The 22202-nt window shown below is 54.6% G+C and carries 22 protein-coding genes; 10 read left to right on the top strand and 12 right to left on the bottom strand.

The window, feature by feature from the left end:
- Positions 1–79: 79 nt before the first annotated feature.
- On the top strand, positions 80–502 hold the full coding sequence (locus DNI29_RS24200; RefSeq protein ID WP_123823287.1) for a hypothetical protein: 423 nt from the start codon (positions 80–82) through the stop codon (positions 500–502).
- Positions 503–620: 118 nt separating this feature from the next.
- Here DNI29_RS24200 and DNI29_RS16105 read toward each other — a convergent pair whose 3' ends face one another.
- Both DNI29_RS16105 and DNI29_RS16100 read right to left on the bottom strand, forming a co-directional pair.
- Positions 621–1028, bottom strand: a complete 408-nt coding sequence (locus tag DNI29_RS16105) for a hypothetical protein (protein ID WP_123823286.1) — start codon at positions 1026–1028, stop codon at positions 621–623.
- 252 nt (positions 1029–1280) lie between these two features.
- The gene (locus DNI29_RS16100) at positions 1281–1754 is read right to left on the bottom strand and encodes a DUF4199 domain-containing protein (protein WP_110979159.1); all 474 of its coding nucleotides are present in this window, start codon (positions 1752–1754) and stop codon (positions 1281–1283) included.
- A gap of 299 nt (positions 1755–2053) precedes the next feature.
- On the opposite strand from DNI29_RS16100, the gene DNI29_RS16095 reads away from it, so the two are divergent.
- On the top strand, positions 2054–3676 hold the full coding sequence (locus tag DNI29_RS16095; RefSeq protein ID WP_110979158.1) for an ABC-F family ATP-binding cassette domain-containing protein: 1623 nt from the start codon (positions 2054–2056) through the stop codon (positions 3674–3676).
- A gap of 18 nt (positions 3677–3694) precedes the next feature.
- Positions 3695–4465, top strand: coding sequence for a hypothetical protein (locus DNI29_RS16090; protein WP_123823285.1), 771 nt, complete (start codon positions 3695–3697; stop codon positions 4463–4465).
- Between the two features lie 109 nt (positions 4466–4574).
- On the opposite strand, the gene DNI29_RS16085 is transcribed toward DNI29_RS16090, so the two are convergent.
- A complete protein-coding gene (locus DNI29_RS16085) occupies positions 4575–4745 on the bottom strand; it encodes a lmo0937 family membrane protein (protein ID WP_110979156.1) in 171 nt (56 codons plus the stop codon).
- 336 nt (positions 4746–5081) lie between these two features.
- On the opposite strand from DNI29_RS16085, the gene DNI29_RS16080 reads away from it, so the two are divergent.
- Complete coding sequence (locus DNI29_RS16080) at positions 5082–5972, top strand: 3-hydroxybutyryl-CoA dehydrogenase (protein WP_110979155.1); 891 nt, start codon at positions 5082–5084, stop codon at positions 5970–5972.
- Between the two features lie 225 nt (positions 5973–6197).
- Positions 6198–6743 (top strand): peptide-methionine (S)-S-oxide reductase MsrA, encoded by a 546-nt coding sequence (gene msrA, locus DNI29_RS16075; protein WP_110979154.1) that lies wholly within the window; start codon positions 6198–6200, stop codon positions 6741–6743.
- 72 nt (positions 6744–6815) lie between these two features.
- Here the strand turns inward: msrA and DNI29_RS16070 are convergent, their stop codons facing one another.
- A complete protein-coding gene (locus DNI29_RS16070; protein ID WP_110979153.1) occupies positions 6816–7622 on the bottom strand; it encodes a hypothetical protein in 807 nt (268 codons plus the stop codon).
- Positions 7623–7781: 159 nt separating this feature from the next.
- Entirely contained in the window at positions 7782–8606 is an 825-nt protein-coding gene (locus DNI29_RS16065; RefSeq protein WP_110979152.1) for a 2,3,4,5-tetrahydropyridine-2,6-dicarboxylate N-succinyltransferase, read from the bottom strand.
- A gap of 129 nt (positions 8607–8735) precedes the next feature.
- On the opposite strand from DNI29_RS16065, the gene DNI29_RS16060 reads away from it, so the two are divergent.
- The 5 genes from DNI29_RS16060 to DNI29_RS16040 all read left to right on the top strand — a co-directional run bounded on the left by DNI29_RS16060 (position 8736) and on the right by DNI29_RS16040 (position 14928).
- Entirely contained in the window at positions 8736–9890 is a 1155-nt protein-coding gene (locus DNI29_RS16060) for a glycosyltransferase family protein (protein WP_110979151.1), read from the top strand.
- Positions 9891–10003: 113 nt separating this feature from the next.
- Positions 10004–10999 carry a 3-oxoacyl-ACP synthase III family protein gene (locus DNI29_RS16055; protein WP_238388121.1) on the top strand — a complete coding sequence of 332 codons (996 nt, stop codon included), beginning with the start codon at positions 10004–10006 and terminating at the stop codon, positions 10997–10999.
- A 147-nt stretch (positions 11000–11146) separates the two neighbouring features.
- On the top strand, positions 11147–11806 hold the full coding sequence (locus DNI29_RS16050) for a metal-dependent transcriptional regulator (protein WP_110979436.1): 660 nt from the start codon (positions 11147–11149) through the stop codon (positions 11804–11806).
- 128 nt (positions 11807–11934) lie between these two features.
- The gene (mnmE, locus tag DNI29_RS16045; RefSeq protein ID WP_110979149.1) at positions 11935–13323 is read left to right on the top strand and encodes a tRNA uridine-5-carboxymethylaminomethyl(34) synthesis GTPase MnmE; all 1389 of its coding nucleotides are present in this window, start codon (positions 11935–11937) and stop codon (positions 13321–13323) included.
- Positions 13324–13635: 312 nt separating this feature from the next.
- On the top strand, positions 13636–14928 hold the full coding sequence (locus tag DNI29_RS16040; protein ID WP_110979148.1) for a citrate synthase: 1293 nt from the start codon (positions 13636–13638) through the stop codon (positions 14926–14928).
- Between the two features lie 95 nt (positions 14929–15023).
- On the opposite strand, the gene DNI29_RS16035 is transcribed toward DNI29_RS16040, so the two are convergent.
- The 7 genes from DNI29_RS16035 to lepA form a co-directional block, all read right to left on the bottom strand.
- Positions 15024–15386, bottom strand: coding sequence for a hypothetical protein (locus DNI29_RS16035; protein WP_110979147.1), 363 nt, complete (start codon positions 15384–15386; stop codon positions 15024–15026).
- A 193-nt stretch (positions 15387–15579) separates the two neighbouring features.
- Positions 15580–15948 carry a hypothetical protein gene (locus DNI29_RS16030; protein WP_110979146.1) on the bottom strand — a complete coding sequence of 123 codons (369 nt, stop codon included), beginning with the start codon at positions 15946–15948 and terminating at the stop codon, positions 15580–15582.
- 300 nt (positions 15949–16248) lie between these two features.
- Positions 16249–18198 carry an OmpA family protein gene (locus DNI29_RS16025; RefSeq protein WP_110979145.1) on the bottom strand — a complete coding sequence of 650 codons (1950 nt, stop codon included), beginning with the start codon at positions 18196–18198 and terminating at the stop codon, positions 16249–16251.
- Positions 18199–18213: 15 nt separating this feature from the next.
- Positions 18214–18864, bottom strand: a complete 651-nt coding sequence (locus DNI29_RS16020) for a 7-carboxy-7-deazaguanine synthase QueE (RefSeq protein WP_238388120.1) — start codon at positions 18862–18864, stop codon at positions 18214–18216.
- A 204-nt stretch (positions 18865–19068) separates the two neighbouring features.
- Positions 19069–19980, bottom strand: a complete 912-nt coding sequence (locus DNI29_RS16015; RefSeq protein WP_110979143.1) for a bifunctional 5,10-methylenetetrahydrofolate dehydrogenase/5,10-methenyltetrahydrofolate cyclohydrolase — start codon at positions 19978–19980, stop codon at positions 19069–19071.
- Positions 19981–19990: 10 nt separating this feature from the next.
- Positions 19991–20182 carry a hypothetical protein gene (locus DNI29_RS16010; RefSeq protein WP_110979142.1) on the bottom strand — a complete coding sequence of 64 codons (192 nt, stop codon included), beginning with the start codon at positions 20180–20182 and terminating at the stop codon, positions 19991–19993.
- 106 nt (positions 20183–20288) lie between these two features.
- Complete coding sequence (gene lepA / locus DNI29_RS16005) at positions 20289–22076, bottom strand: translation elongation factor 4 (RefSeq protein ID WP_110979435.1); 1788 nt, start codon at positions 22074–22076, stop codon at positions 20289–20291.
- Between the last annotated feature and the right edge of the window lie 126 nt (positions 22077–22202).

Here is a 22202-nt window from a genome sequence, read left to right as displayed (position 1 = left end):
AAGTAAATTGCAGGGCTATCAGGCAGGTTCGCTGCCCAGAGCAAATCAAAAATAGTATTTTTCGTTCACTACCCTTCGGGTGCCTAACTCTTTGTTCGTGCAAACCGTTCCCTCTTTTCTGCGTTGGTGCGCCGTCAGCTTTTGTCTGAGCGTGCTGGCAGCTGGTTGTGGTCACCCCCTCCCTGCCCTACCCGGCTTCGATTCTGCAACCTGGCGTTCTGATGCCTATGGCTGCCAAAGCAAGCGGGTTACGATGTTGCCCATCCTGGAAAAGCACCGGAATGAGCTGTATGGTGCCCGTGTCAACGACATTACCCGCCTGCTTGGGCACCCCGACGAGGAGGAACTGGGTGAGCAAAGTGATAAGGTGTACATCTATTATGTAATGGCAGGCATACAGTGCGCGCCGGGGCACCCCCGGGCAACCCAAGGCCGAGTGCTACTCCGCAGCGGCGCTACGGGCACTATCACGGAGGTGATTTTGCCGGTAGTGAAGCCTTAAGTGGATGATCTATACCAGATATTCCTTCTTGCCTCTCCAGAGGCAAAAAAAGCGCGGCCGTTTCAGAGTATGTTCTGAAACGGCCGCGCCGTAATAGCATAGCTAAATCAAAGGAAGGCTAGCCTAACCCACCCTCGTTTGAGTTGGCTGGAGTGGTAGGAACCATGTCCCGCTTCTGCTCATCGCGAAACAAGCTCAGCTGCGAAGGCGTTAGGATGCGGCCGCATTCAGCCTCATAAAGCGCCTCTAACTCGGCTAGCTTGGCGTTACGCTGCTGCGGGTCTTCCTGGTACTGCCACTGAATTTCTTCGAGGCGGGCCAGCTTTATTTTATTGACTTCACGCAGCTTAATAAACTGCGCTTCATTCAGGCGCAACTGGGAGCTCATCTGGCGGGTAACTTCCTCTACCCGTTCCAGGGAGATATCAGCGTCGCCCGGACGTTCCGCATACCGGTCGCGTTTCTGAGCCAACGATATGGTGCTCATGCCCGCAACAAGTAAAAGAGTAAGTACTGAAGTTTTCATAAGAAAACGGAAAGCGTGCAGGTGTAATAAAGGTAAGTGCTGAGTCAACCAAGATTTTCCCAGAAAAATTCAGCTCTCCCGCCCTTTGTTAATACAAATATATACTAAAAAAAGCACAGCTAGTTACGCTCATTATCTTTTTTGTATAATAAATTATGGAAATAACCATGTATATTGCTTTACTTCTATATAGCTAATCATAGAAAAAGCCGGCTTTTACACCGGCTTCTCCAAAATCAATAACCCCTTATTTTACTCAATGCCGGTGATAGGCTTGTGGTCGGGGCTTTTGTAGTACTGCATGGCTACTAGGGAAATAATCACTCCTGACATAGCACCTTGCAGGATAATAGCCAGGAAAGCAATGGTTACTGAAAGGTCGAACCCAAAGAGGTCTTCAGCCCGGATGCCTTCCATGATGTGACGGTTTAGCACACCGGCGTACAGGATAAAGAAGAAGGCAAACACCACAGAAGCAACAATAGCCGTGATAATGCCTGTGCCGAAGCCGTGCAGGTAAGGCATGCGGTCCTGCCGGAAGCGCTTGTAGTTGACAATTGCCATGCAGATACCCACGGCCAGAATAACACCGTTCAAAAAGCTGAATTCTATTCTTTCTGAAAGACCAGTTAAAGAGGCAATCAGGAAATACAGAATCATGCCGCCGGCAGTAAACAAGCCATAACGAATCCCGTTGGTTTCGGGTGTAATGCGAGAAGTGGCCATACGAAGAAACTAGGTGATGGTAGAAGAGATGAACAAGAGAGACTGACTGCGACGGGAACCAGGCCAGGAGGCACGGTTGTTTTACACCTGCACCCTCAACTCAGACCGGGGCAGTCAGCTACTTTTTATACCGCATTGCCAAGCAGGTAGTTGTGAATTGAGCAAGCTTTTTTTCGAAAACTCTCTTAACTCGGGCTCCTGGTCCCGGCGGGCCGAGGCATTTTGCCTATTTTTGCGGGCTGCCGCGTTTGCCCGCTCCGGGAGCCGGCCAGCCCGAAGTTTCTCCGCACTCATTTGATATGATCAGCACCTCCAACGTAAGCCTGCGCTACGGCAAGCGCGTATTGTTCGAAGACGTTACTATTAAGTTCATGCCTGGCAACGTGTACGGCCTGATTGGCGCCAACGGAGCCGGCAAGTCAACGTTCCTCAAGATTCTTTCGGGCGAAATTGAACCCAACACTGGCTCGGTGGATATGCCCAAGGGCGCCCGCCTCTCGGTGCTGAAACAGGATCAGTTTGCTGCCGACGCCTTTCCGGTGCTCCAGACCGTAATTATGGGCCATACCCGCCTGTGGCAGGTGATGGAAGAGAAGGATGCCATCTATGCCAAGGCTGATTTCTCGGACGCTGATGGCGAGCGGGCGGCAGAGTTGGAAGGTGAGTTTGCCGACCTCGAAGGCTGGAACGCGGAATATGAAGCCGCCGAACTGCTTTCTGGCTTGGGCATCTCAGAAGACAAGCACCACACCCTGATGGGCGACCTGGGTACTTCTGACAAAGTGCGTGTGCTGCTGGCGCAAGCCCTTTTCGGTAACCCCGATGTGTTGCTACTCGACGAACCGACCAATGGTCTTGACGCTGAAACGGTGCTGTGGCTGGAAAACTTCCTTGATTCGTTCCAGAACACGGTAATTGTAGTAAGCCACGACCGTCACTTCCTCGACGCGGTGTGTAACTATATGGCCGACCTCGACTTCTCGAAAATCACGATGTACCCTGGCAACTACTCGTTCTGGTACGAGTCGTCGCAGCTTGCTTTGCGACAGCGCCAGGAAGTAAATAAGAAGACTGAAGATAAGCGCAAGGAACTAGAAGAGTTCGTGCGTCGCTTCTCGGCCAACGCTTCTAAGTCGAAGCAGGCAACCTCGCGCCAGAAGCTGCTGCAAAAGCTGACCCTGGAAGAAATCAAGCCGTCCTCGCGGAAGTATCCCTACATCGCCTTCAAGCCCGAACGAGAAGCTGGCAACCAACTGCTGACCGTGGAGAACCTGAGCGCTTCGGTAGATGGCCAGACCATTTTCCGGAATGTATCTTTCTCGCTCGACAAGAAGGACAAGGTGGCCATTATCAGCCGCGACGACCGGGCTGCTTCCCTCCTTTTCGACATTCTCTTCAATGAGACGAAGGCCAATACCGGCGACTTTAAGTGGGGCACTACTATCACGCCCAGCTATTTCCCCAAAGAAAACACCGAGTTCTTCAATACAGATTTGAACTTGGTAGACTGGCTACGCCAGTATAGCACCGAGAAAGACGAGTCGTTTATCCGCGGCTTTTTGGGCCGGATGCTGTTCTCGGGCGAAGAGTCGCAGAAGAAGTCGAACGTGCTGAGCGGGGGCGAGAAAGTGCGCTGCATGCTCTCAAAGATGATGATGGAAGCCGGCAACGTGCTCGTGCTCGACGACCCGACCAACCACTTGGACTTGGAAAGCATCACAGCCCTGAATAACTCGCTGAAGGAATTCAACGGCACCCTGCTGTTCGCTTCCCACGACTTGCAGGTGATTGAAACGGTAGCCAATCGTATCATCGAGCTTACCCCCGATGGCATCATTGACCGCCGCATGAGCTATGAAGAATACTTGGCCGACGAAAATATCAAAGCGCAGCGGCAGCGCATGTACCAGTTGGTTTCGTAGTTACGTTGTAACGCTGATATGAAACGATTCCTGTTCTTTATGATTTTTGGTGGGGCCAGCCTTGGGTTGGCCCCTACCGTTTCGGCGCAGGTGACGGATACCACCCGCACCGTGAAGCCTCAGCTCAATACGGCCCCTCCCGGTACGGCTCCAGCCCGTACGCCGGCGCCCGTGCATCAGCCCCCTACCCCCACTACGCCCACGGAACCGGCTCAACCCGGCGTGCCAGCCTCTAATGCACCGTATGACCCCAGCCGGCCATCGGGCCTAGACTTGCCGCAGCGGCCGGGGGTAGCAGCGCCGGAGTCCCCCATGCGCCGCTACTTTCTGTATAGCAACTTTGGCTTGGGCTTTAGCAGCCTGTATGGGTTGAACCAGTTCAGCGCGAGCATTGCTCCGGCCATTGGCTACCGCGTTTCCAAGAGGTTTGCCATCGGGCCAGGCATTACCTATGCTTACAACAGCTTATCAGCTCGTGGTTATGAAAGTATCAAGACCAATAGCATCGGCGTGAAGGCCTTCGCGCAGTTTATGGTATTTGACCAGTTTTTCCTGCACGGCGAATATGAAGCTACAAAAGCGGAAGTGTTCTTCCAGGACCAAAACACCGGCCAGCTCTATAAAGGAAAGCTGACGGTTAAAACCCCATTGGCTGGGGCCGGCTACCGCCAGCAGATCAGCGACCGGGCTGCCGCCGACATTGTGGTACTTTACAACTTCAACGACGGTATCAACGACATCTACGGGCAGCCAGTTATTCGTTTTAGCTTCCTGTTCGATCTGAAATAACCAGTGCTGTTCTGCACTCGACAACAAAAAAGCCTGACTCAGTTGAGTCAGGCTTTTTTGCGTTTTTCGGACTAAAGAATTCCACTACCAAGTGGAATAAGGGAGCTAGTTATACTACCCGCCCGCCGCGAATAACCCGCAGCAGAATAGCGATGATAGCAATAACGAGCAGTACGTGAATCAGGCTATTGCCCGCAATACCGGTACCTAGTACGCCAAAGAAGCCCAGGGCCCAGATGATGATCAGAATGACGGCGATGATATACAGCAGATTTCCCATGATGGAGAGGAGAGAGTAAGTGAAAAAAGGGAGAGTTTTTGAATTGGCTGCCCACCCTGAATAGGGAGACACAGGGGAGGTAGCCAATCTGCTGTTTTGTACGCGGCAGTTCTGGCAAAAGGTTTATACTATACCCAGATTTTTTTTATTGACTGACTAATAACCAGTCACAAAATGGCTTTTAAAGCCAATAGAGGCGGTTTCTGAGACAAAAGAATTTATGTATAGCAATAGCTGATTTTTTTGCTGCAGAAGTAAAAACCGGCTTTCGTGTAGATTTGCGGGCGCCATCCATCAGGTGGCTCACACCATTTCACCCCACCCACCTTCTTCTACATGCTGAACGTCGCCGTTATTGGCTCGGGCACCATGGGCAATGGTATTGCCCACGTTTTTGCCCAGCACGGATTTCCAGTTGCCCTCATCGATATCAACCAGCCAGCCCTCGACAAAGGCCTGGCTACTATCGGCAAAAACCTTGACCGCCAAGTAGTCAAAGGCTCGCTCACCGATGCCGATAAAACTGCCATCCTAGGCCGCCTGACTACCTACACCAGCATAGCTGAAGGTGTAAAGAGCGCCGACTTGGTGGTTGAGGCTGCCACCGAGAACGTAGAGCTGAAGCTGAACATCTTCCGTGAGTTGGATCAGTACGCCCCGGCTGATGCTATTCTGGCGTCCAACACATCGTCCATCTCCATTACCAAGATTGCCGCCGTAACCAAGCGTCCAGAGAAGGTAATCGGCATGCACTTTATGAACCCGGTGCCTGTTATGAAGCTGGTGGAAGTTATCCGCGGCTATGCTACTTCGGATGAAGTGACGCAGCGCATTATGGAGCTTTCGCGGCAACTGGGCAAAACCCCCACAGAGGTAAACGACTACCCCGGTTTCGTGGCCAACCGCATCTTAGTGCCCATGATTAATGAGGCCATCTATAGCCTCTACGACGGGGTAGCAGGGGTAGAAGAAATTGATACCGTAATGAAGCTGGGTATGGCCCACCCCATGGGCCCCCTGCAACTCGCCGACTTTATCGGCCTGGATGTATGTTTGGCTATTCTGCGGGTACTGCACGAGGGCCTGGGCAACCAGAAATACGCTCCCTGCCCCCTACTGGTGAATATGGTGACGGCCGGCCGCCTCGGGGTGAAGTCGGGCGAAGGATTTTACTCGTGGACGCACGGCACCAAGGACCTGGTGCTAGCTGAGCGTTTCCGCAAGTAGTTTCCTACCCCTTTAATGAAGCCAAGCCGGCCCTTTTGCCCTCGTGGCAGAAGGGCCGGTTATTTTTCTGGCAGCTCAACGGTATTTTCTAAACTTTTCGGGCTGCTTCTGCCTTTTACCCGTATGCTACGAGCTGTATTTTCTGCTTTGCTGTGGCTGGGGCTGCTGTCAGCGGCCACCGCCCAACGGGCCACCCCGACAAAATCAACTACGAAACCCCAACGAATGGAACAGGCAACTTTTGGAGCCGGCTGCTTCTGGTGCGTGGAGGCCGTTTTTCAGGACCTCAATGGCGTCGAGAAGGTAGTATCCGGCTATACCGGCGGACGCATCGCCAACCCTACCTATAAGGAAGTGTGCAGCGGCCTGACGGGCCACGCCGAGGTAGCCCAGATTACCTACGACCCCAGCAAAATCACTTTCAAGGAGTTGCTGGAAGTATTCTGGAAAACTCACGACCCTACCACCCTCAACCGCCAGGGTGCCGACGTAGGTACCCAGTACCGCTCAGCCATCTTCTACCATAATGATGAGCAGAAGCGCCTGTCGGAGGAGTATAAGAAGAAACTCAACGATGCGCATGCCTTCCCCAACCCGGTAGTAACCGAGATTGTGCCGCTGGGCAAGTTCTACGCGGCTGAGAACTACCACCAGAACTATTACAACCAGAACAGCCAGCAGCCCTACTGCCAGTTTGTGGTAAAGCCTAAAATAGACAAAGTGCGGCAGGTATTTGCTGACAAGCTAAAGGCTGAAGCCAAAGCACACTAAGTTTCAATCAATACAAAAAGCCCGCCCGGATATCCTCCGGGCGGGCTTTTTGTTGTCGTTTATGGGAAAGCGTTAGCGCTGCTCCACTAAGTCAATCTGGAAGGGACCATGTTCCCGGCCCAGGGCGTAGAACATAGCTACTTGGTTCATGAGGGTGCGGGCGTAGAGGTCGAGGCCGCGAGTTTCCAGAATCTGGTTGTTCTTCACGATGATGAAGCTCACTAGCTCTCCGGGGTAAGCCCCATCTTCGCCCAGGGGCGGAATAGCCTCAAATGGCGAGTGCGACTTTACTGGAATAAAACCGGTTTTGGGCAGATCCATCAGGGTTTTCTCACCATATGGGATAAAACCTTTCAGGTGCGAAAAACGGTAATTGGTGTTCCATACCCAGCTACCATTAAAGATGTAGTACTCATCGGTGCCCAGGCGCAGGAACTCTCGCAACGACACATTCACGGCAATGCGCCAGTTGGTGCGGTCTTCCAGGGTTTGGGTAATGATGGACAAGCGTGTGGGGTCCGTTACCTCAGTAAGGGGCTGGGTCAAGCGGGCCTGTACCACCAGCTCACAGCCAGCATACAGGTTTATCAACTGCTGGCGCCAAGCATTCTGAGCTCCTAGCTGATAGGCATCGGCGCGGCTGAACTCGAAGAAGTTGTGGGTATAGGGCCCCGCCAGGGCTACCCCGTCGCGGCCGTTGGGCTCGGCCCACTCCACCAGAAAGCAAGGGCGGGTACGGCCATCAACCCAGGGTAGCTCCCGGTTAAAGGCCACGCGGGTTTGTACCAGCTCAGGACTAATTTCTAATTCCTGGGCTATGTAGTCGCGTACTTCGTCGCGGGCCTGTGCCGCAGACACTACTGATTTCAGGGTACTCATCAAGAATAGAATCGGGGGAATTTAAGTGGGTAAGTCACCACCGCAGTGCAATATCTTGTATCTGGCCGTGGAAAAAAAGAACCCTGGCACAAAGTACACAGGGTTCTTTTCTGGTTTTTCGCTGACAAGGTCGTTTCCGCACCTCATCAGGTTGCCCCACTATACTGCTACGTTGTGCTCGCGCAGGGCGTCGTTGAGCGAGGTTTTAAGGTCAGTGCTAGGCTTGCGCTGCCCAATGATGAGGGCGCAGGGCACCTGGTACTCACCAGCAGGGAACTGCTTAGGTAGCGAACCAGGAATGACCACCGAGCGGGCCGGTACGTAGCCGCGATACTCCTTGGGCTCAGCGCCGGTTACGTCAATAATGCGGGTGCTGCCCGTAATTGTAACGCCAGCTCCAATAACCGCTTCTTTACCCACGAAGCAACCTTCTACTAGAATGCTGCGCGAGCCCACGAAAGCACCGTCCTCCACGATAACCGGAGCAGCCTGCACGGGCTCCAGCACGCCACCAATACCTACGCCGCCGCTCAGGTGCACACCAGCCCCAATTTGAGCACAGGAGCCGACGGTAGCCCAGGTATCAACCATAGTACCCTCGCCTACCCAAGCCCCAATGTTTACGTAGCTCGGCATCATGATAACGCCGGGAGCCAGATAGGCACCATAGCGGGCTACGGCCGGCGGCACCACGCGCACACCCTGTTGCTCGTAGTTAGTTTTGAGCTGCATTTTGTCGCGGAACTCAAACGGGCCCACTTCAATGGTTTCCATCTGGCGGATGGGGAAGTACAGAATAACGGCCTTCTTCACCCAGTCGTTTACCTGCCAATCAGCACCTTCGGTAGCGCCAGGCTGAGCCACGCGCAAGCGGCCCTTGTCAAGTTCTTCAATAACGTGCTGGATGGCCTCCGTGGTGGCGGCTTGCTGCAATAGGCTCCGGTCGTTCCAGGCAGCCTCAATCAGGGTTAGGTGTTCAGACATCTCAATCTGGTTGTCAGGTGATTTACGTTGGCTGTCAGCACCGAAGGCTCTTGGCTTCACTGATTCGGGCAGTGGCCGAAGCTTCTCCGCCGATAACTAACAAGCAAACTTACCATCTTCGCGAGCAATATGCCGCCTTCCCTGACCATTTTACTGGCCTCGGTGCTCAAGCCCCTCGACGATACCCGCATGCTGGGCAAGTTCGGGCGCACCTTGGCCAGCCGGTCAGGCACGGATGTGCACGTAGCGGGCCGCGCGGCCCCTACCCCCTACGGCCTGCCCAACAATCTGCACACCCACTTCTTATTACAGGGCAGCCGCCTGAGTTGGGGCCGGGTTGCTGCCCAGTGGCGCTACTGGCAGTTGCTGCGGAAACTGCAGCCGCAGGTGGTTTTTGTGCACGCCCCGGAGCTGCTACCCCTGACGGTACTTTGGCACTCATTGGGCACTGGTCGCCGGTACATCTATGATGTGCGGGAGAATTACGCCCTCAATATCCAGACCCAGCAGGTGTACCCCGCCTGGGCCCGCAGCTTATTGGCCGGGCTGGTTCGCGGCCTAGAAGCGCTGGCGGCGAAGCGCGCCACTGCCGTGCTGCTAGCCGAGCGCAGCTACTCCGATGAACTACCGTTTGCCACGCCGGCCAAGACGCTAATCATTGAAAATAAATACCAGCCTTATAGCACCGAGGTAGTAGCTCCGGCTTTTCCTCGTCGGCTCCCTACCCCTGCTGAGCCGCTGAATCTGCTTTATTCCGGTACCATTTCGGAGCTAAACGGGGTGTGGGAAGCCATCCGCTTTACTCATCATCTGCGCACGACCTGGCCCCTGGCTCACCTGACTATTATTGGGGCCTGCCAGCAACCAGGGTTACTGCCGCGTCTGCAGGCCGCCGTAGCCGAAGCGGCCGGTGCCGTAACGCTGCGCGGCGGGGCGGAGTTGGTGCCGCACGCGGAGGTAGTAGCCCAAATGCAGCGCAGCCACCTGGGGCTGCTGCCTTACCGGCCGCACCCTAGCACCGCCCGGTGCGTGCCCACTAAGCTATTCGAGTACCTGGCCCACGGCCTACCCCTGCTGCTACCTCCAAACCCCTTGTGGCAGCAGTTGGTGCAACCTCACCAGGCCGGACTCGTCTTTGATTTCCAGCAGGCAGATTACCCGGCCGCTGCTACCCTGGCTGCCGAGCTAAGCCGCCACGTATACTATCCGAACGGTGCACCGCATGAGGCTTTCTGGGCTTCGGAAGCGGAAAAATTACTCCGCCTTATGGATTCTATCCGGTAACTGCCGACCTTTGCCAGCCGTTTACAGGGCAGGGCTGAATTTTTCTACCTTCGGCTCAGTTTCTCTGATCCATCTGCCCTGCAAATTCCCCCTTGATGAACACTACCCTCCGAATGTCTGAAATAGCCGGTGTAGGCCACTACGTGCCTGACCGGGTGGTTACCAACGCCGACCTTACTACCCTGATGGAAACCACAGACGAGTGGATTCAGGAGCGCACCGGTATTCGGGAGCGGCGCTGGTTCGAAGAAGGCAAAGACACCACGGCTAATATGGGCGCCAACGCGGCTCGCAAAGCCCTGGAAGCTGCTGGCCTCACCCCTGACGACGTGCAGCTGATTGTTTTCGCTACGTTGTCGCCGGATTACTTTTTTCCGGGTTCTGGCGTGTTGCTGCAGCGCGAGTTGGGCATCAAGGACCCAATTCCGGCTTTCGACGTGCGCAATCAGTGCTCGGGCTTCGTGTATGCGCTTTCGATGGCCGATCAGTTCATCAAAACGGGCATGTACGACACGGTGCTGGTAGTTGGCTCGGAAATTCACTCCTCCGGCCTCGACATCAGCACCCGCGGCCGGGCTGTGTCGGTTATTTTCGGCGACGGGGCCGGCGCGGTAGTTCTGCGCCCCAGCACCCGCCCCGAGCATGGTATTCTGAGTACTCACCTGCACTCCCAGGGTGAGCACGCCGAGGAGCTCATTGTGAAGGAGCCCGGTTCCAACCGCAACAAGCGGGTGGAGTACGTGGTGGCCAACGAGCTGGATATGTACCCCTACATGAACGGACAGAACGTGTTCAAACACGCCGTAGTCCGGTTCCCGCAGGTAATCAAGGAAGCCCTTGATCAGAACGGCTACCAGCCTCAGGACCTCGACATGCTCATTCCGCACCAGGCCAACCTGCGCATCACACAGTACGTGCAGCAGAAAATGGGTCTCTCCGACGATAAGATATTCAGCAACATTCAGCGCTATGGCAACACCACTGCTGCTTCTGTGCCAATTGCCTTGAGCGAGGCTGTGCAGGAAGGCCGCATCAAGCGTGGCGACCTGGTTTGCTTGGCTGCGTTTGGCTCTGGCTTTACCTGGGCTTCTGCTCTGATTAAGTGGTAGGCAACTCCTCCCTGAAACAGCGGCTCAGGAGATAACCCTGCTGCCGCAGTCCTGCAAAAAGCGCGGCCGGTGCCTGTCACCGGCCGCGCTTTTTGCAAAACCTTGCATCTTCGCTTCTTCACATCCTGGCCCGCAGCCTTTCACAACGTGCCCAGCTACACCGAGGAAAATTACTTAAAAGCCATCTACAAGCTCTCCGAAGCCCAGCCCGGCACGGAGGTCAGTACTAACAGTGTGGCCGAAGCGCTGCAGACCCGGGCAGCTTCCGTAACGGATATGCTACGCCGCCTCGGGGAGAAAGGTCTGCTCCACTACACCCGCTACCGGGGCGTAACACTCACGTCGGAAGGCCGGCGGCTAGCCTTGCTCACTATCCGTAAGCACCGACTCTGGGAAGTGTTTTTGGTGCAGCAGTTGGGCTTTACCTGGGATGAAGTGCACGACGTGGCCGAACAAATGGAGCACATTGACTCCGACCTGCTCATTGACCGCCTCGATGAGTTTCTGGGCTACCCTCAGTTGGACCCCCATGGCGACCCTATTCCCACGGCGGAAGGCATACTGCACCGGCCCCAACACCGCCTAGTTGCCGATCTCCGTCCCGGTGACCAGGGCATTGTGGTAGCTGTTAAAAACACGTCGGTACCCTTTCTTCAGTATCTGGACAAGGTGGGATTAAACCTCGGGACCCATATTGAAGTACTGGATAAGATCTTATTCGATAACTCATTTGAAATCAGGATAAACAAAACAAAGGAGCATTTGCTCTCTTCTGAAGTTAGTCGCAACTTATTCGTTACCGGGTAGCTTCTCCTATTGCTTCGAGGTTGACTACTCACTGGTAGTTAGCTGCCAAGAGCAATGCTTCATTCTGCCTACCCCTTTTCCCGCTCCTGAACCCGTACCTTTGCGGCCGGAACAAATTTTTCGCCGCTGTGGCTGCTCTCCCTACCTCGCTTTCTGATACCATCGTTGCCCTCTCCACGCCTCCCGGCGCGGGGGCCATTGCCCTGGTCCGCTTATCCGGCCCCGATGCCATTCGCCTCACCGATGAAGTTTTTGCCGGTAAGCAGCTAAGCAACCAGCCAGGCCATACGCTCCACTACGGCACCATCCGAGATGGAGAACGAATTATTGATGAGGTAGTCGTTTCTCTGTTTCGGGGGCCTCACTCTTACACCCGCGAGGATGTAGTCGAAATCAGCACCCACGGCTCCGATTACATTGTGCAGGAGTTGTTGGGGCTACTGACCCGCCGCGGGGCTCGCCTAGCAGAAGCCGGGGAGTTTACCAAGCGTGCGTTCCTGCACGGCGCCTTCGACCTGGCCCAGGCCGAGGCAGTAGCGGACCTCATTGCCGCCGACTCGGCGCTGTCGCACCAGGTGGCCATGCGCCAGATGCGCGGGGGCTTCTCACAAGAGTTAAAGGACCTACGGGGCCGGCTGGTACACTTCGCGGCCATGCTGGAGTTGGAGCTCGACTTTGGGGAGGAAGATGTGGAGTTTGCCGACCGTACGGGCCTAGTGCAACTCCTGCAGGAAGTTCAGGCGCTAGTACGCCGGCTCCTACGTTCCTTCGAGTTAGGCAACGTCATCAAAAACGGCGTAACCACCGTCATTGCTGGCCGACCCAACGCGGGCAAAAGCACCCTGCTTAATGCCCTACTCAACGAGGAGCGCGCTATCGTTTCGGACATAGCCGGCACCACCCGCGACCTAATTGAAGATGAGGTTAGCATTGAAGGCATCCGCTTCCGCTTTGTGGATACCGCTGGCCTCCGCGACACCAACGATGTTGTAGAATCTATTGGGGTGGAGCGCACGCTTAAGCGGGTAAAGCAGGCCGCCATGGTTGTATATCTGTTTGATATGACGAGTACTACCCCTACTGAGCTTGAAGTGGAGATTGAGGCGCTGCACCTTCCGGCTGGCACCTCTGTACTGGCAGTGGGCAACAAGATGGATGTAGCATCAGAGGTGGAACTGGACGCCTTCCGCTCCCGCCCCGGCACGGTCCTGATTGCTGCCTCCCGCGGCGACGGCCTCGATGAGCTGCGTCAGGAACTGCTGTCCCGCGTGCGGGTAGAAGGCCTCGACCGGACCGGCGCCAGCACTATCGTGACCAACGTGCGACACGCCCGTAGCCTGGAACAAGCTACCCAACACCTCGACGCTGTGCTGGTAGGCCTGAGTACTGGTGCGGGCACCGAGCTATTGGCCGCCGACTTGCGCCACGCGTTGGCCGCCCTTGGTCAGATTACCGGTGAGATCAGCAACGATGACCTGCTAACTAGCATCTTTACTCAGTTCTGCATCGGAAAATAGTCTGCTGGCTTCTCAACCGGTAGGATGAACGCAAGCCAGGCATCATGTCTCCACAAGTCCGCTATAGTAGCCTTACTGGCCGCGAAAGTTGAGGGTTAGGGGGTGAAGACAGGGATAAATGTGCGAAGTCGTCGGTAAAAATTCCGGTTTAATGCCGGACTTATCAAAGCGGGGGCTTTTCTTTGCGCTTTACCCCAACTCAAACAACCACCTGGGTCGGATTGTAGTATAGGCGCCAAACTCTCACGGGGTTTTACTCTAATTGGTAATTCTTTAGTTTCGCCCCGCAACCCCACCCTTCAACCCACGCTTATGGCAGAATCTGCTGAACTGATCCTCGACGGGAAATCCTACTCTCTCCCCGTAATTGAAGGTACCGAGCAAGAAAAGGCCTTCGACATTGGCAAGCTGCGCGACCAAACAGGCTACGTAACCCTGGACTCGGGCTACAAGAACACGGGTGCTACCAAAAGCGCCATTACTTTCCTCGACGGCGAAGAAGGCATTCTGCGTTACCGGGGCTATCCGATTGAACAGTTGGCTGAAAAATCCTCATTCATTGAGGTTGCCTACCTGCTAATTCATGGCAAACTGCCCTCCGAAGCAGAACTGAAGGACTTTGCAGGCCAGATTACTAAGCATACCCTTGTGCACGAAGACGTGCGCAAAATTTTCGACGGTTTTCCGTCGGCGGCCCACCCAATGGCCATCCTTAGCAGCCTGATCTGTGCTTTGACTGCTTTCTACCCCGAAAGCGTATCGCCGGACCTGAGCAAGGAGGAAATTGACCTGAACGTGATTCGTCTGATGGCCAAGATGCCCACTATTGCAGCTTGGACATACAAGAACCAGATGGGCCACCCGCTGAACTACCCGCGGAACGACATGGACTACTGCTCCAACTTCCTGCACATGATGTTCAGCTTCCCTACCGAGAAGTATGAACTGAACCCTGTGGTAGTAAGCGCCCTGAACAAGCTGCTCATTCTGCACGCCGACCACGAGCAAAACTGCTCTACCTCTACCGTGCGCTTGGTAGGCTCGGCCAATGCTTCGCTCTACGGCTCGGTTTCGGCTGGTATCAATGCCCTGTGGGGTCCGCTGCACGGTGGCGCTAACCAGGAGGTAATTGAGATGCTGGAGGCCATTGAGCGCGACGGTGGCGACACCAGCAAATTCATTGCCAAGGCTAAGGACAAGAATGATTCGTTCCGCCTGATGGGCTTCGGCCACCGTGTGTACAAGAACTTCGACCCGCGCGCTACCATCATCAAGAAAGCCGCCGACGAAGTGCTGGCCGCTCTGGGCCTGCAGGACAGCCCCTTGCTGAAAATTGCCAAGGAACTGGAGCAAGCTGCCCTCACGGATGAGTACTTCATCCAGCGCAAGCTTTATCCGAACGTGGACTTCTACTCCGGTATCATCTACAAAGCCCTGGGCATCCCGACCGAGATGTTCACGGTAATGTTCGCTCTGGGCCGCCTCCCCGGCTGGATTGCCCAGTGGAAAGAGATGCGTGAGAACAAAGAGCCGATTGGCCGTCCGCGTCAGATTTATACCGGTGAAACCGAGCGCGACTACGTAAGCATCGACCAACGCTCGTAGTAGCTAAGCTTAGAGTACAAGCAATAAAAAAGCCCGCTTCGGCGGGCTTTTTTATGTTCAGGCAGTTTCAGTGCCGCTGAACAGGAGTCTGGTAATTAACGAACGTTAGCGGCCGTGAAGTTCTGCTTCATATCATCATAGGCAGCAAGTTGCTTGGGCCATAGAATGGAAGCCAGGTCCCACTCATAGCGCATCTGTACGTCAGCCAGGGCCTTATCGAGGCTAGTGGGGTCAGTACCGAACTGCTTGCGTAGCTCAGCAGTTTCAGTCAGCAAGCGCAGGTTGAGCTGGCGCACTTTTACGTATTGTCCTTCACTAAGCTTAGTGCGCTCAGCCATACGGCGAGTGAGTTCACTAGCGCGGGCTGTCAGTTTGCCACCGTCGCCGGGGGCAGCCTGGGTAGTAGTTCCTGCAGATACCAGCAGTGCGAATGCGAGGCAAGCGAATACGTTTTTCATAATGGTGTTGGGTTGGTGGTGGAAGAAACCATAAAGAAGAATCGATTCATTAGCAGGTAGTTGAATATAGCTCTTACTTATAAGATATACAATATTCTATTTTAATAAAATCATGTCCTTTGTCTTTTGTAGCAGCCCGTCCGGCAAAATGTGTTGAGTAGAAATAGCATTCTGCCGGACCGGCTTTGCGACACTACTTAGGGGTAGCACCCAGCGCCGTCATGCTGGTGCGGCTTTGCTGGAACAAGGCTAGTTGGGCTGGGTACAGCAGAGCCGTCAGGTCACTTTCGTAACGAGCTTGGGCATCAGCTAGACGCTGGTCTAACATCGACTGATCGGCGGAGAAGCGGGTTTTCAGATCATCCTGCTCCAACAGCATCTGAATATTGAGGCGCTTCACTTGTATGTACTGTCCTTCATCCAAGCGGGCTTTGTCTGATATAGCACGCGTCAGAGCAGTAGCCCGGGCCTGAATAGTAGTGGGGCCATCTGGGTCAGTACCAGCTGTTACAGTGCTGAAAAAGCTGAACAGCAAACCAGCGAGAAGAGTAATTTTTTTCATAACTGAAAAGGATGAAATGAAGAGGTTTGAAATGACTCAGATTTGTCCTCCACAGACTTGGTAGTAGGGCAACAGCCATTGTGCCTGACTTTTACTGTTTAGGAGACAGCCAAATATAGAATCAAATATTTAATAATAAAAAGAAATATTATAACTATTCTATTTTAACACTTTTACCAGAAAGTGCTATTCACCTCATTATGAATCGGGTAATAATCTTATCAGAAAGGAAAACTACAATGCAAAAAAAGCCCGCCTACTCGGTGAGTAAGCGGGCTTTCGGTTTCTAAGCAGTAAAGTTTACAAGATTCGCAGCTCTATTCGTCGGTTCTGCTGACGATGCTCGTCTGAGTCGTTTGCTACTAGGGGCTTGGTTTCACCATAGCCCTTGAACCGTAGGCGGCTGGCCGTTACTCCCTGGCTAACCAAGTAGGTATAAACAGACTTTGCCCGGTTCTGAGATAGAAGCTGGTTGTCATCGTCGGAGCCTACATCATCAGTATGCCCAGATATTTCCACCTGTACATCGGGATATTGCTTCATGAAGGCAATCAGGCGGTTTAGTTCCGTCCGCGACTTAGGCTTAAGCTCGTATTGCTTGCTATCGAAGAACAGGTTGTTCAGCACAATACTGCGACCTGACCGCACCGGCTCCAGGTAAATATCCAGCGTCAGCGGGTCGAAATTTCGCTTGTCGCTGTAGTCGAAGCTTAGGCTCTTCATCAAGTATTTGTCAGCAGCAGCGTACATGGCGTACTGACGGCCTTCATTGAGTACCACAGTATATTCCCCATTTTCAGCATCGGAGCCTACGTATTGCACTAGCTCATCGGTATTGAGGTCGTAGAGCTGCACATCGGCCTTAATAGGCTTCTTCGTGAAGGCGTCGAACACTCTGCCCTGGGTGTAGGTGCTGGTTTCCCGAGCCCGTACTTCTTTGGGTACTTCAAAGCCAAACAGCTCTACCGGCCGGTCGCGCTCCTGCCGTACGCCTGGCTCGGCGGCCCGGGAGCGGGAACAGAACCCACGGCGGTTATCGGAGCTGATAAACAGGGAAGCCTCGTTCTCGAACGAGTTCAAGGGATAGCCGAGGTTCTGCGGCACTCCCCACTTATTCCCAGCTAGTTGCTCGCAACGGTACACATCCAGCCCACCCATACCTACCAAGCCATCCGTCACGTAATAAAGCGTAGAGCCGCTGGCGTGAATGAATGGAGCCATGTCTTTGCCAGCGGTGTTGACGGGGGCGCCTAGGTTGCGAGCCAAGGTCCAGTTACCATCTGCATCGAGGGTAGTAACATAAATATCCTCCTGGCCTTTACCACCCCGACGGGTGCTGGTAAAGTACAAGGTGCGCCCATCGGCCGAAAGCGTTGGCTGCGAATCCCACTCCGCAGAATTGACATTTCGGCCCAGGTTCTGGGGCTTGCTCCAGGTGTTACCTGTGCGCCGTGAGATGTACAAGTCGCAGTTTCCTACGGAGTTGGGCCGGTCGCAGGAAGCAAATACCAGCGTTTTACCGTCGCCGGAGATAGTGCCGGCACCTTCGTTATAGGAGCTGTTGATAGCAGGCGAGATAGAAGCCGGAGCCCCCATGGTGCCGTCTTGATTCTGTCGGCTTACAAACAGGTCCTCCCCACTTTCAGCGGTAGGGCGGCCCGTAAATAGCAGGAAACGGCTGTCGGCCGTGAGGGCCGGAAAATATTGAAAACGGTACGTATTGAGGGGCTCCGGAAGGCGCTCTGGCTGGATACCGGTAGGAGCCGCCATGGCCTTCTGGGCAAACTCGCAGTTGAGCAACTGACGCTGAGCGCGGGGGGCAAAACGCGGGCTCTTCGTGGCAGTTTTCAGGTATTTCTTATAGCTGTCGGCGGCTGTAGCGTACTCGCCGAAGCTCATGGCCAGTTCACCCAGCGTATAGTAATCGTTAGCGCGGGAAGCATCCACAGGAATTTTTGCCAGCCCGTCGCGGTAAGCTTCAAAGGCCGACCGGTTCTCGCCCATTGCCTTCAGCAGGGAGCCCTTCATGACGTAGGGCTCACCTAATGACGGAAACTTTTGGTTAAGCTGGGTCAGGGTCTCAATGGCCTTGTTAAACTCCCGGTCTTTGGCTTGCGCCTGCGCTTTATCCCAGAGGTTCCGGGCTTTCGTATTGGTACTACTAAACTTAGCCTGAGCAGTGGCATCTACAGAAACTAACTCACTCACTGCCAGCAACACCACGAACGGAACAACAAACAAACGGCGCATAGGCGGGTAGGGACGCTACGGAATATCGAGAAACTTATGAGTTTGTAGGGAAACCTGCCATTGCGGGTGCTCCTTTACGTAATCAACAATGAGCGGCATCATGGCAGCCGCTTTGCTCCACTCAGGCTGCAAATAAAGCCGGCACTCAGGACCTACAAGGGCTGCGTGCTGCTCTGCCCAAGCAAAGTCACTCTTGTTGAATACAATGATTTTCAACTCATGAGCGGCGGCCAAGACGGAGGGTAACGGCGCCTTAAATTTCTTGGGCGATACGCAGATCCAGTCCCAGCTACCACTGAGGGGGTAGGCTCCGCTGGTTTCAATCCAGGTACGGCAGCCAGCTGCTTGCATAGCGGCTGTCAGCGGACCCAAATCGTGCATGAGGGGCTCGCCACCGGTTATTACTACGTTGCGCCCCGGCTCGGCGGTTACAGCCGCCACTAAATCCGGAATGGACTGGCGGGGGTGTGCATCCAGGGGCCACGACTCCTTAACATCGCACCAAACGCATCCTACATCGCACCCGCCCAGGCGGATGAAGTAGGCCGCGCGGCCTGTGTTAAAGCCTTCGCCCTGAATCGTATAAAACTGCTCCATGACGGGCAGTGAGGGAGCCGCCGTCCCCGAGGCCGGGGCCGCCGACGTAACAGGAAGTTCGTGCAGCAAAACTGGGGTATTCTGAAAACAACAAATCGGGCCGTGGAGTAGCTCAGCTGCTTCCGCAATTCGCTACCGTACCAACGGCCCGACTTTAAAAGTAGTACACCGCCCCCAATTCTAAAAGCTTGAGGCGGTTTTACTTGGATTTCACTAGGCAAAGTGCCGGTTTAGCTCGCTCTAGCTTACTACCCCCTATCAGGAGCCGTAACTCTATTTTGGGTAAACCTCGCCTTTGGCAGCGCGCAGGGTATTCAGCAGCAGCATGGCAATGGTCATAGGACCAACGCCACCTGGTACCGGGGTGATGTAGGAAGCCAATGGAGCTACCTCACTGAAGTTCACGTCGCCTTTCAGAGCCCAACCCGACTTCTTGCCAGCATCCTCTACCCGGGTAGTTCCCACGTCAATGACCACCGCGCCAGGCTTTACCATGTCCGCCGTTACAAACTCTGGTCGGCCTAAAGCTACCACCAGAATGTCAGCAGTACGGGTAATATCGGCTAGGTTCTGGGTTCGAGAGTGGCATAAAGTAACCGTACAGTTGCCAGGCTCTAAGTTCTTGGCTAGCAATATACTAACCGGGGTACCCACAATATTGCTTCGCCCGATTACCACGCAGTGCTTGCCATCGGTCGGTAGCTCATAGCGGCGCAGCAGTTCCACGATACCCGAGGGGGTAGCGGGTAGCAAGGATGGCAACCCGGCCACCATACGGCCAATGTTCATTGGGTGGAAACCGTCCACGTCCTTCTCCGGCCGAATGGCTTCAATAACCTTTTCGGAGGAAATGTGCTTGGGCAAGGGTAGCTGTACGATGAACCCGTCGATGCTGTCGTCCTGGTTCAGTTCTTCCACTTTGGCCAGCAGTTCAGCTTCAGTGATGTCGTCTTCGTAGCGCAGCAAGGTGCTGTCGAAACCTACTCGCTCGCAGGCTAACACTTTATTGCGCACGTAGGTCTCGGAGCCCCCATCGTGGCCCACCAGAATGGCGGCCAAGTGTGGCACCTTCTGGCCAGCGGCTTTGCGTTGGCTAACCTCGGCGGCAATTTCTTCTTTGATGGCCTCGGCGGTTTGCTTTCCGTCGATGAGGCGGTAGGTAGTGGCGTCGGGGGCAGTGGTCATGGGTAAGGGGTTATGCTAAATCCTGGGGTTGTTCGGGAGTATGCTTGTGTTCGTGGGCAGCAATGGCAGCGGAGCCGGCGGCTTGCAGAGCAGCTTCCATGGCGGGCCAATCGTCACGCCACCGAAACTTACGCTCCTGTCCTTTGATGATTTTTTCTAGCTGCTCTTGGCTTGTACAGTTCTTGAGGAGGTTATTGGACATGTCCTGAGATAGTAAATCATAACACGCCGTGTCAAGAAGTGTATGAGGTGAAAAAGTAAAGTGAGACGCAAAAAAAACGCGCCCCAATGGAGCGCGTTTCTGATACTTAGTCGATTTTCAGTACGGCCAGGAAGGCCTCCTGCGGAATTTCTACGGAGCCCACCTGGCGCATCCGTTTCTTACCTTCTTTCTGCTTTTCAAGCAGTTTGCGCTTCCGGCTGATGTCGCCGCCATAGCACTTGGCAATTACGTTTTTGCGCAGTGCTTTCACCGTTTCGCGGGCAATGATTTTCTGCCCGATGCTGGCCTGAATAGCAATTTCGAACTGCTGACGGGGTAGCAGCTCTCGGAGCTTTTCGCAGAGGCGGCGCCCCCAGTCGTAGCTCTTGCTGCGGTGTACGATGGCCGAAAGGGCATCCACCTTCTCGCCATTCAGCATCACGTCCAGCTTCACCATGTCTGACTCGCGGAAGCCAATCAGCTCATAGTCCAGGGAAGCGTAGCCGCGCGAAATGGTCTTGAGCTTGTCGAAGAAGTCGAATACGATTTCCGACAGAGGCAGCTCAAACGTCAGCTCTACCCGCTCGGAAGTCAGGTAGCTCTGCCCCTTGATGATGCCGCGCTTCTCCATGCACAGCGTGATGATGGGCCCCACATAATCAGCGGCCGTAATGATCTGGGCCTTGATGTAGGGCTCCTCGATGTGCTTGATCATGTTCGGCTCCGGCATTTCGCTCGGCGCGTTAATGGTCAGCAGCTGATCCTTGGTGCCGGTAGCGTGGAACTGCACAGAGGGCACGGTGGTAATCACCGTCATATTGAACTCGCGCTCCAGACGCTCCTGCACAATTTCCATGTGCAGCATGCCTAGGAAGCCGCAGCGGAACCCGAAGCCTAGGGCTACCGAGGTTTCCGGCTCCCACACCAAGGAGGCGTCGTTGAGCTGCAGTTTTTCCATGCAGGAACGCAGCTCCTCGTACTCGGTCGTATCAACGGGGTAGATACCAGCAAACACCATCGGCTTCACGTCCTCGAAGCCCTGAATGGCTTCGGCCGTGGGGCGCGCTACGTGCGTAATGGTGTCACCTACCTTTACCTCGCGGGCTTCTTTGATGCCGGAAATGAGGTAGCCTACGTTGCCGGCACCAATTTCGGGGCGGGGCTCCTGGTTCAGGCCAAGAATCCCAATTTCATCGGCGCCGTACTCCTTGCCGGTAGCCATGAAGCGGAGCTTGTCGCCCTTGCGCATGGTGCCGTTCTTGATGCGGAACAGAACCTCGATGCCGCGGTAGGAATTAAATACCGAGTCGAAAATAAGGGCTTGCAGCGGAGCCTCCGGGTCGCCCTTTGGGGCCGGAATTCGCTCACAGATGGCATCCAGAATTTCCTTAATGCCAATGCCGGCCTTGCCTGAAGCAGGAATAATTTCTTCCCGCTCGCAGCCAATCAGGTCCACAATTTCATCAGACACCTCCTCTGGCATAGAGTGAGGCAAGTCGATTTTGTTGAGAACCGGAATAATGGTCAGGTCCGAGCCAATGGCTAAGTACAGATTGGAAATCGTCTGAGCTTCAATACCCTGAGAAGAGTCTACAATCAGCAGAGCACCTTCGCAGGCCGCAATGGAGCGGGATACTTCGTAGCTAAAATCGACGTGACCGGGCGTATCAATCAGGTTGAGCGTGTACTGCTCGCCCTGGTACTGATACTGCATCTGGATGGCGTGGCTCTTGATGGTGATGCCCCGCTCCCGCTCCAGGTCCATGTTGTCGAGCAGTTGGGCTTGCATATCGCGCTTGGCTACCGTGCTGGTGAATTCCAGCAGGCGGTCGGCCAGCGTGCTCTTGCCGTGGTCGATGTGGGCGATGATGCAGAAATTGCGAATGTTCTTCACTAGAGGCGGTTTTTTGCAACCGCGAAGGTAGGCAAATCGGCCCGGAAAAGCTAACCAGTTACCCCAAAGCTGGCCATGCACGTACATTTCCTACCCCCTCTTAGGTATCTAACCCAAAGCACCCCG

This window comes from Hymenobacter sediminis, from assembly GCF_003231285.1.
GTDB classification, from domain to species: domain Bacteria; phylum Bacteroidota; class Bacteroidia; order Cytophagales; family Hymenobacteraceae; genus Hymenobacter; species Hymenobacter sediminis.
Note: the sequence above shows the minus strand (reverse complement) of the source record. Positions and strands in the feature narration are given on the sequence as shown.

Bases quoted from the DNA above. Each gene is read 5' to 3' on its own strand.
- DNI29_RS16105 (WP_123823286.1), bottom strand. From the start codon at position 1,028: ATGAAAACTTCAGTACTTACTCTTTTACTTGTTGCGGGCATGAGCACC.
- DNI29_RS16100 (WP_110979159.1), bottom strand. From the start codon at position 1,754: ATGGCCACTTCTCGCATTACACCCGAAACCAACGGGATTCGTTATGGC.
- DNI29_RS16095 (WP_110979158.1), top strand. From the start codon at position 2,054: ATGATCAGCACCTCCAACGTAAGCCTGCGCTACGGCAAGCGCGTATTG.
- DNI29_RS16090 (WP_123823285.1), top strand. From the start codon at position 3,695: ATGAAACGATTCCTGTTCTTTATGATTTTTGGTGGGGCCAGCCTTGGG.
- DNI29_RS16085 (WP_110979156.1), bottom strand. From the start codon at position 4,745: ATGGGAAATCTGCTGTATATCATCGCCGTCATTCTGATCATCATCTGG.
- DNI29_RS16080 (WP_110979155.1), top strand. From the start codon at position 5,082: ATGCTGAACGTCGCCGTTATTGGCTCGGGCACCATGGGCAATGGTATT.
- msrA (WP_110979154.1), top strand. From the start codon at position 6,198: ATGGAACAGGCAACTTTTGGAGCCGGCTGCTTCTGGTGCGTGGAGGCC.
- DNI29_RS16070 (WP_110979153.1), bottom strand. From the start codon at position 7,622: ATGAGTACCCTGAAATCAGTAGTGTCTGCGGCACAGGCCCGCGACGAA.
- DNI29_RS16065 (WP_110979152.1), bottom strand. From the start codon at position 8,606: ATGTCTGAACACCTAACCCTGATTGAGGCTGCCTGGAACGACCGGAGC.
- DNI29_RS16060 (WP_110979151.1), top strand. From the start codon at position 8,736: ATGCCGCCTTCCCTGACCATTTTACTGGCCTCGGTGCTCAAGCCCCTC.
- DNI29_RS16055 (WP_238388121.1), top strand. From the start codon at position 10,004: ATGTCTGAAATAGCCGGTGTAGGCCACTACGTGCCTGACCGGGTGGTT.
- DNI29_RS16040 (WP_110979148.1), top strand. From the start codon at position 13,636: ATGGCAGAATCTGCTGAACTGATCCTCGACGGGAAATCCTACTCTCTC.
- DNI29_RS16035 (WP_110979147.1), bottom strand. From the start codon at position 15,386: ATGAAAAACGTATTCGCTTGCCTCGCATTCGCACTGCTGGTATCTGCA.
- DNI29_RS16030 (WP_110979146.1), bottom strand. From the start codon at position 15,948: ATGAAAAAAATTACTCTTCTCGCTGGTTTGCTGTTCAGCTTTTTCAGC.
- DNI29_RS16025 (WP_110979145.1), bottom strand. From the start codon at position 18,198: ATGCGCCGTTTGTTTGTTGTTCCGTTCGTGGTGTTGCTGGCAGTGAGT.
- DNI29_RS16015 (WP_110979143.1), bottom strand. From the start codon at position 19,980: ATGACCACTGCCCCCGACGCCACTACCTACCGCCTCATCGACGGAAAG.
- DNI29_RS16010 (WP_110979142.1), bottom strand. From the start codon at position 20,182: ATGTCCAATAACCTCCTCAAGAACTGTACAAGCCAAGAGCAGCTAGAA.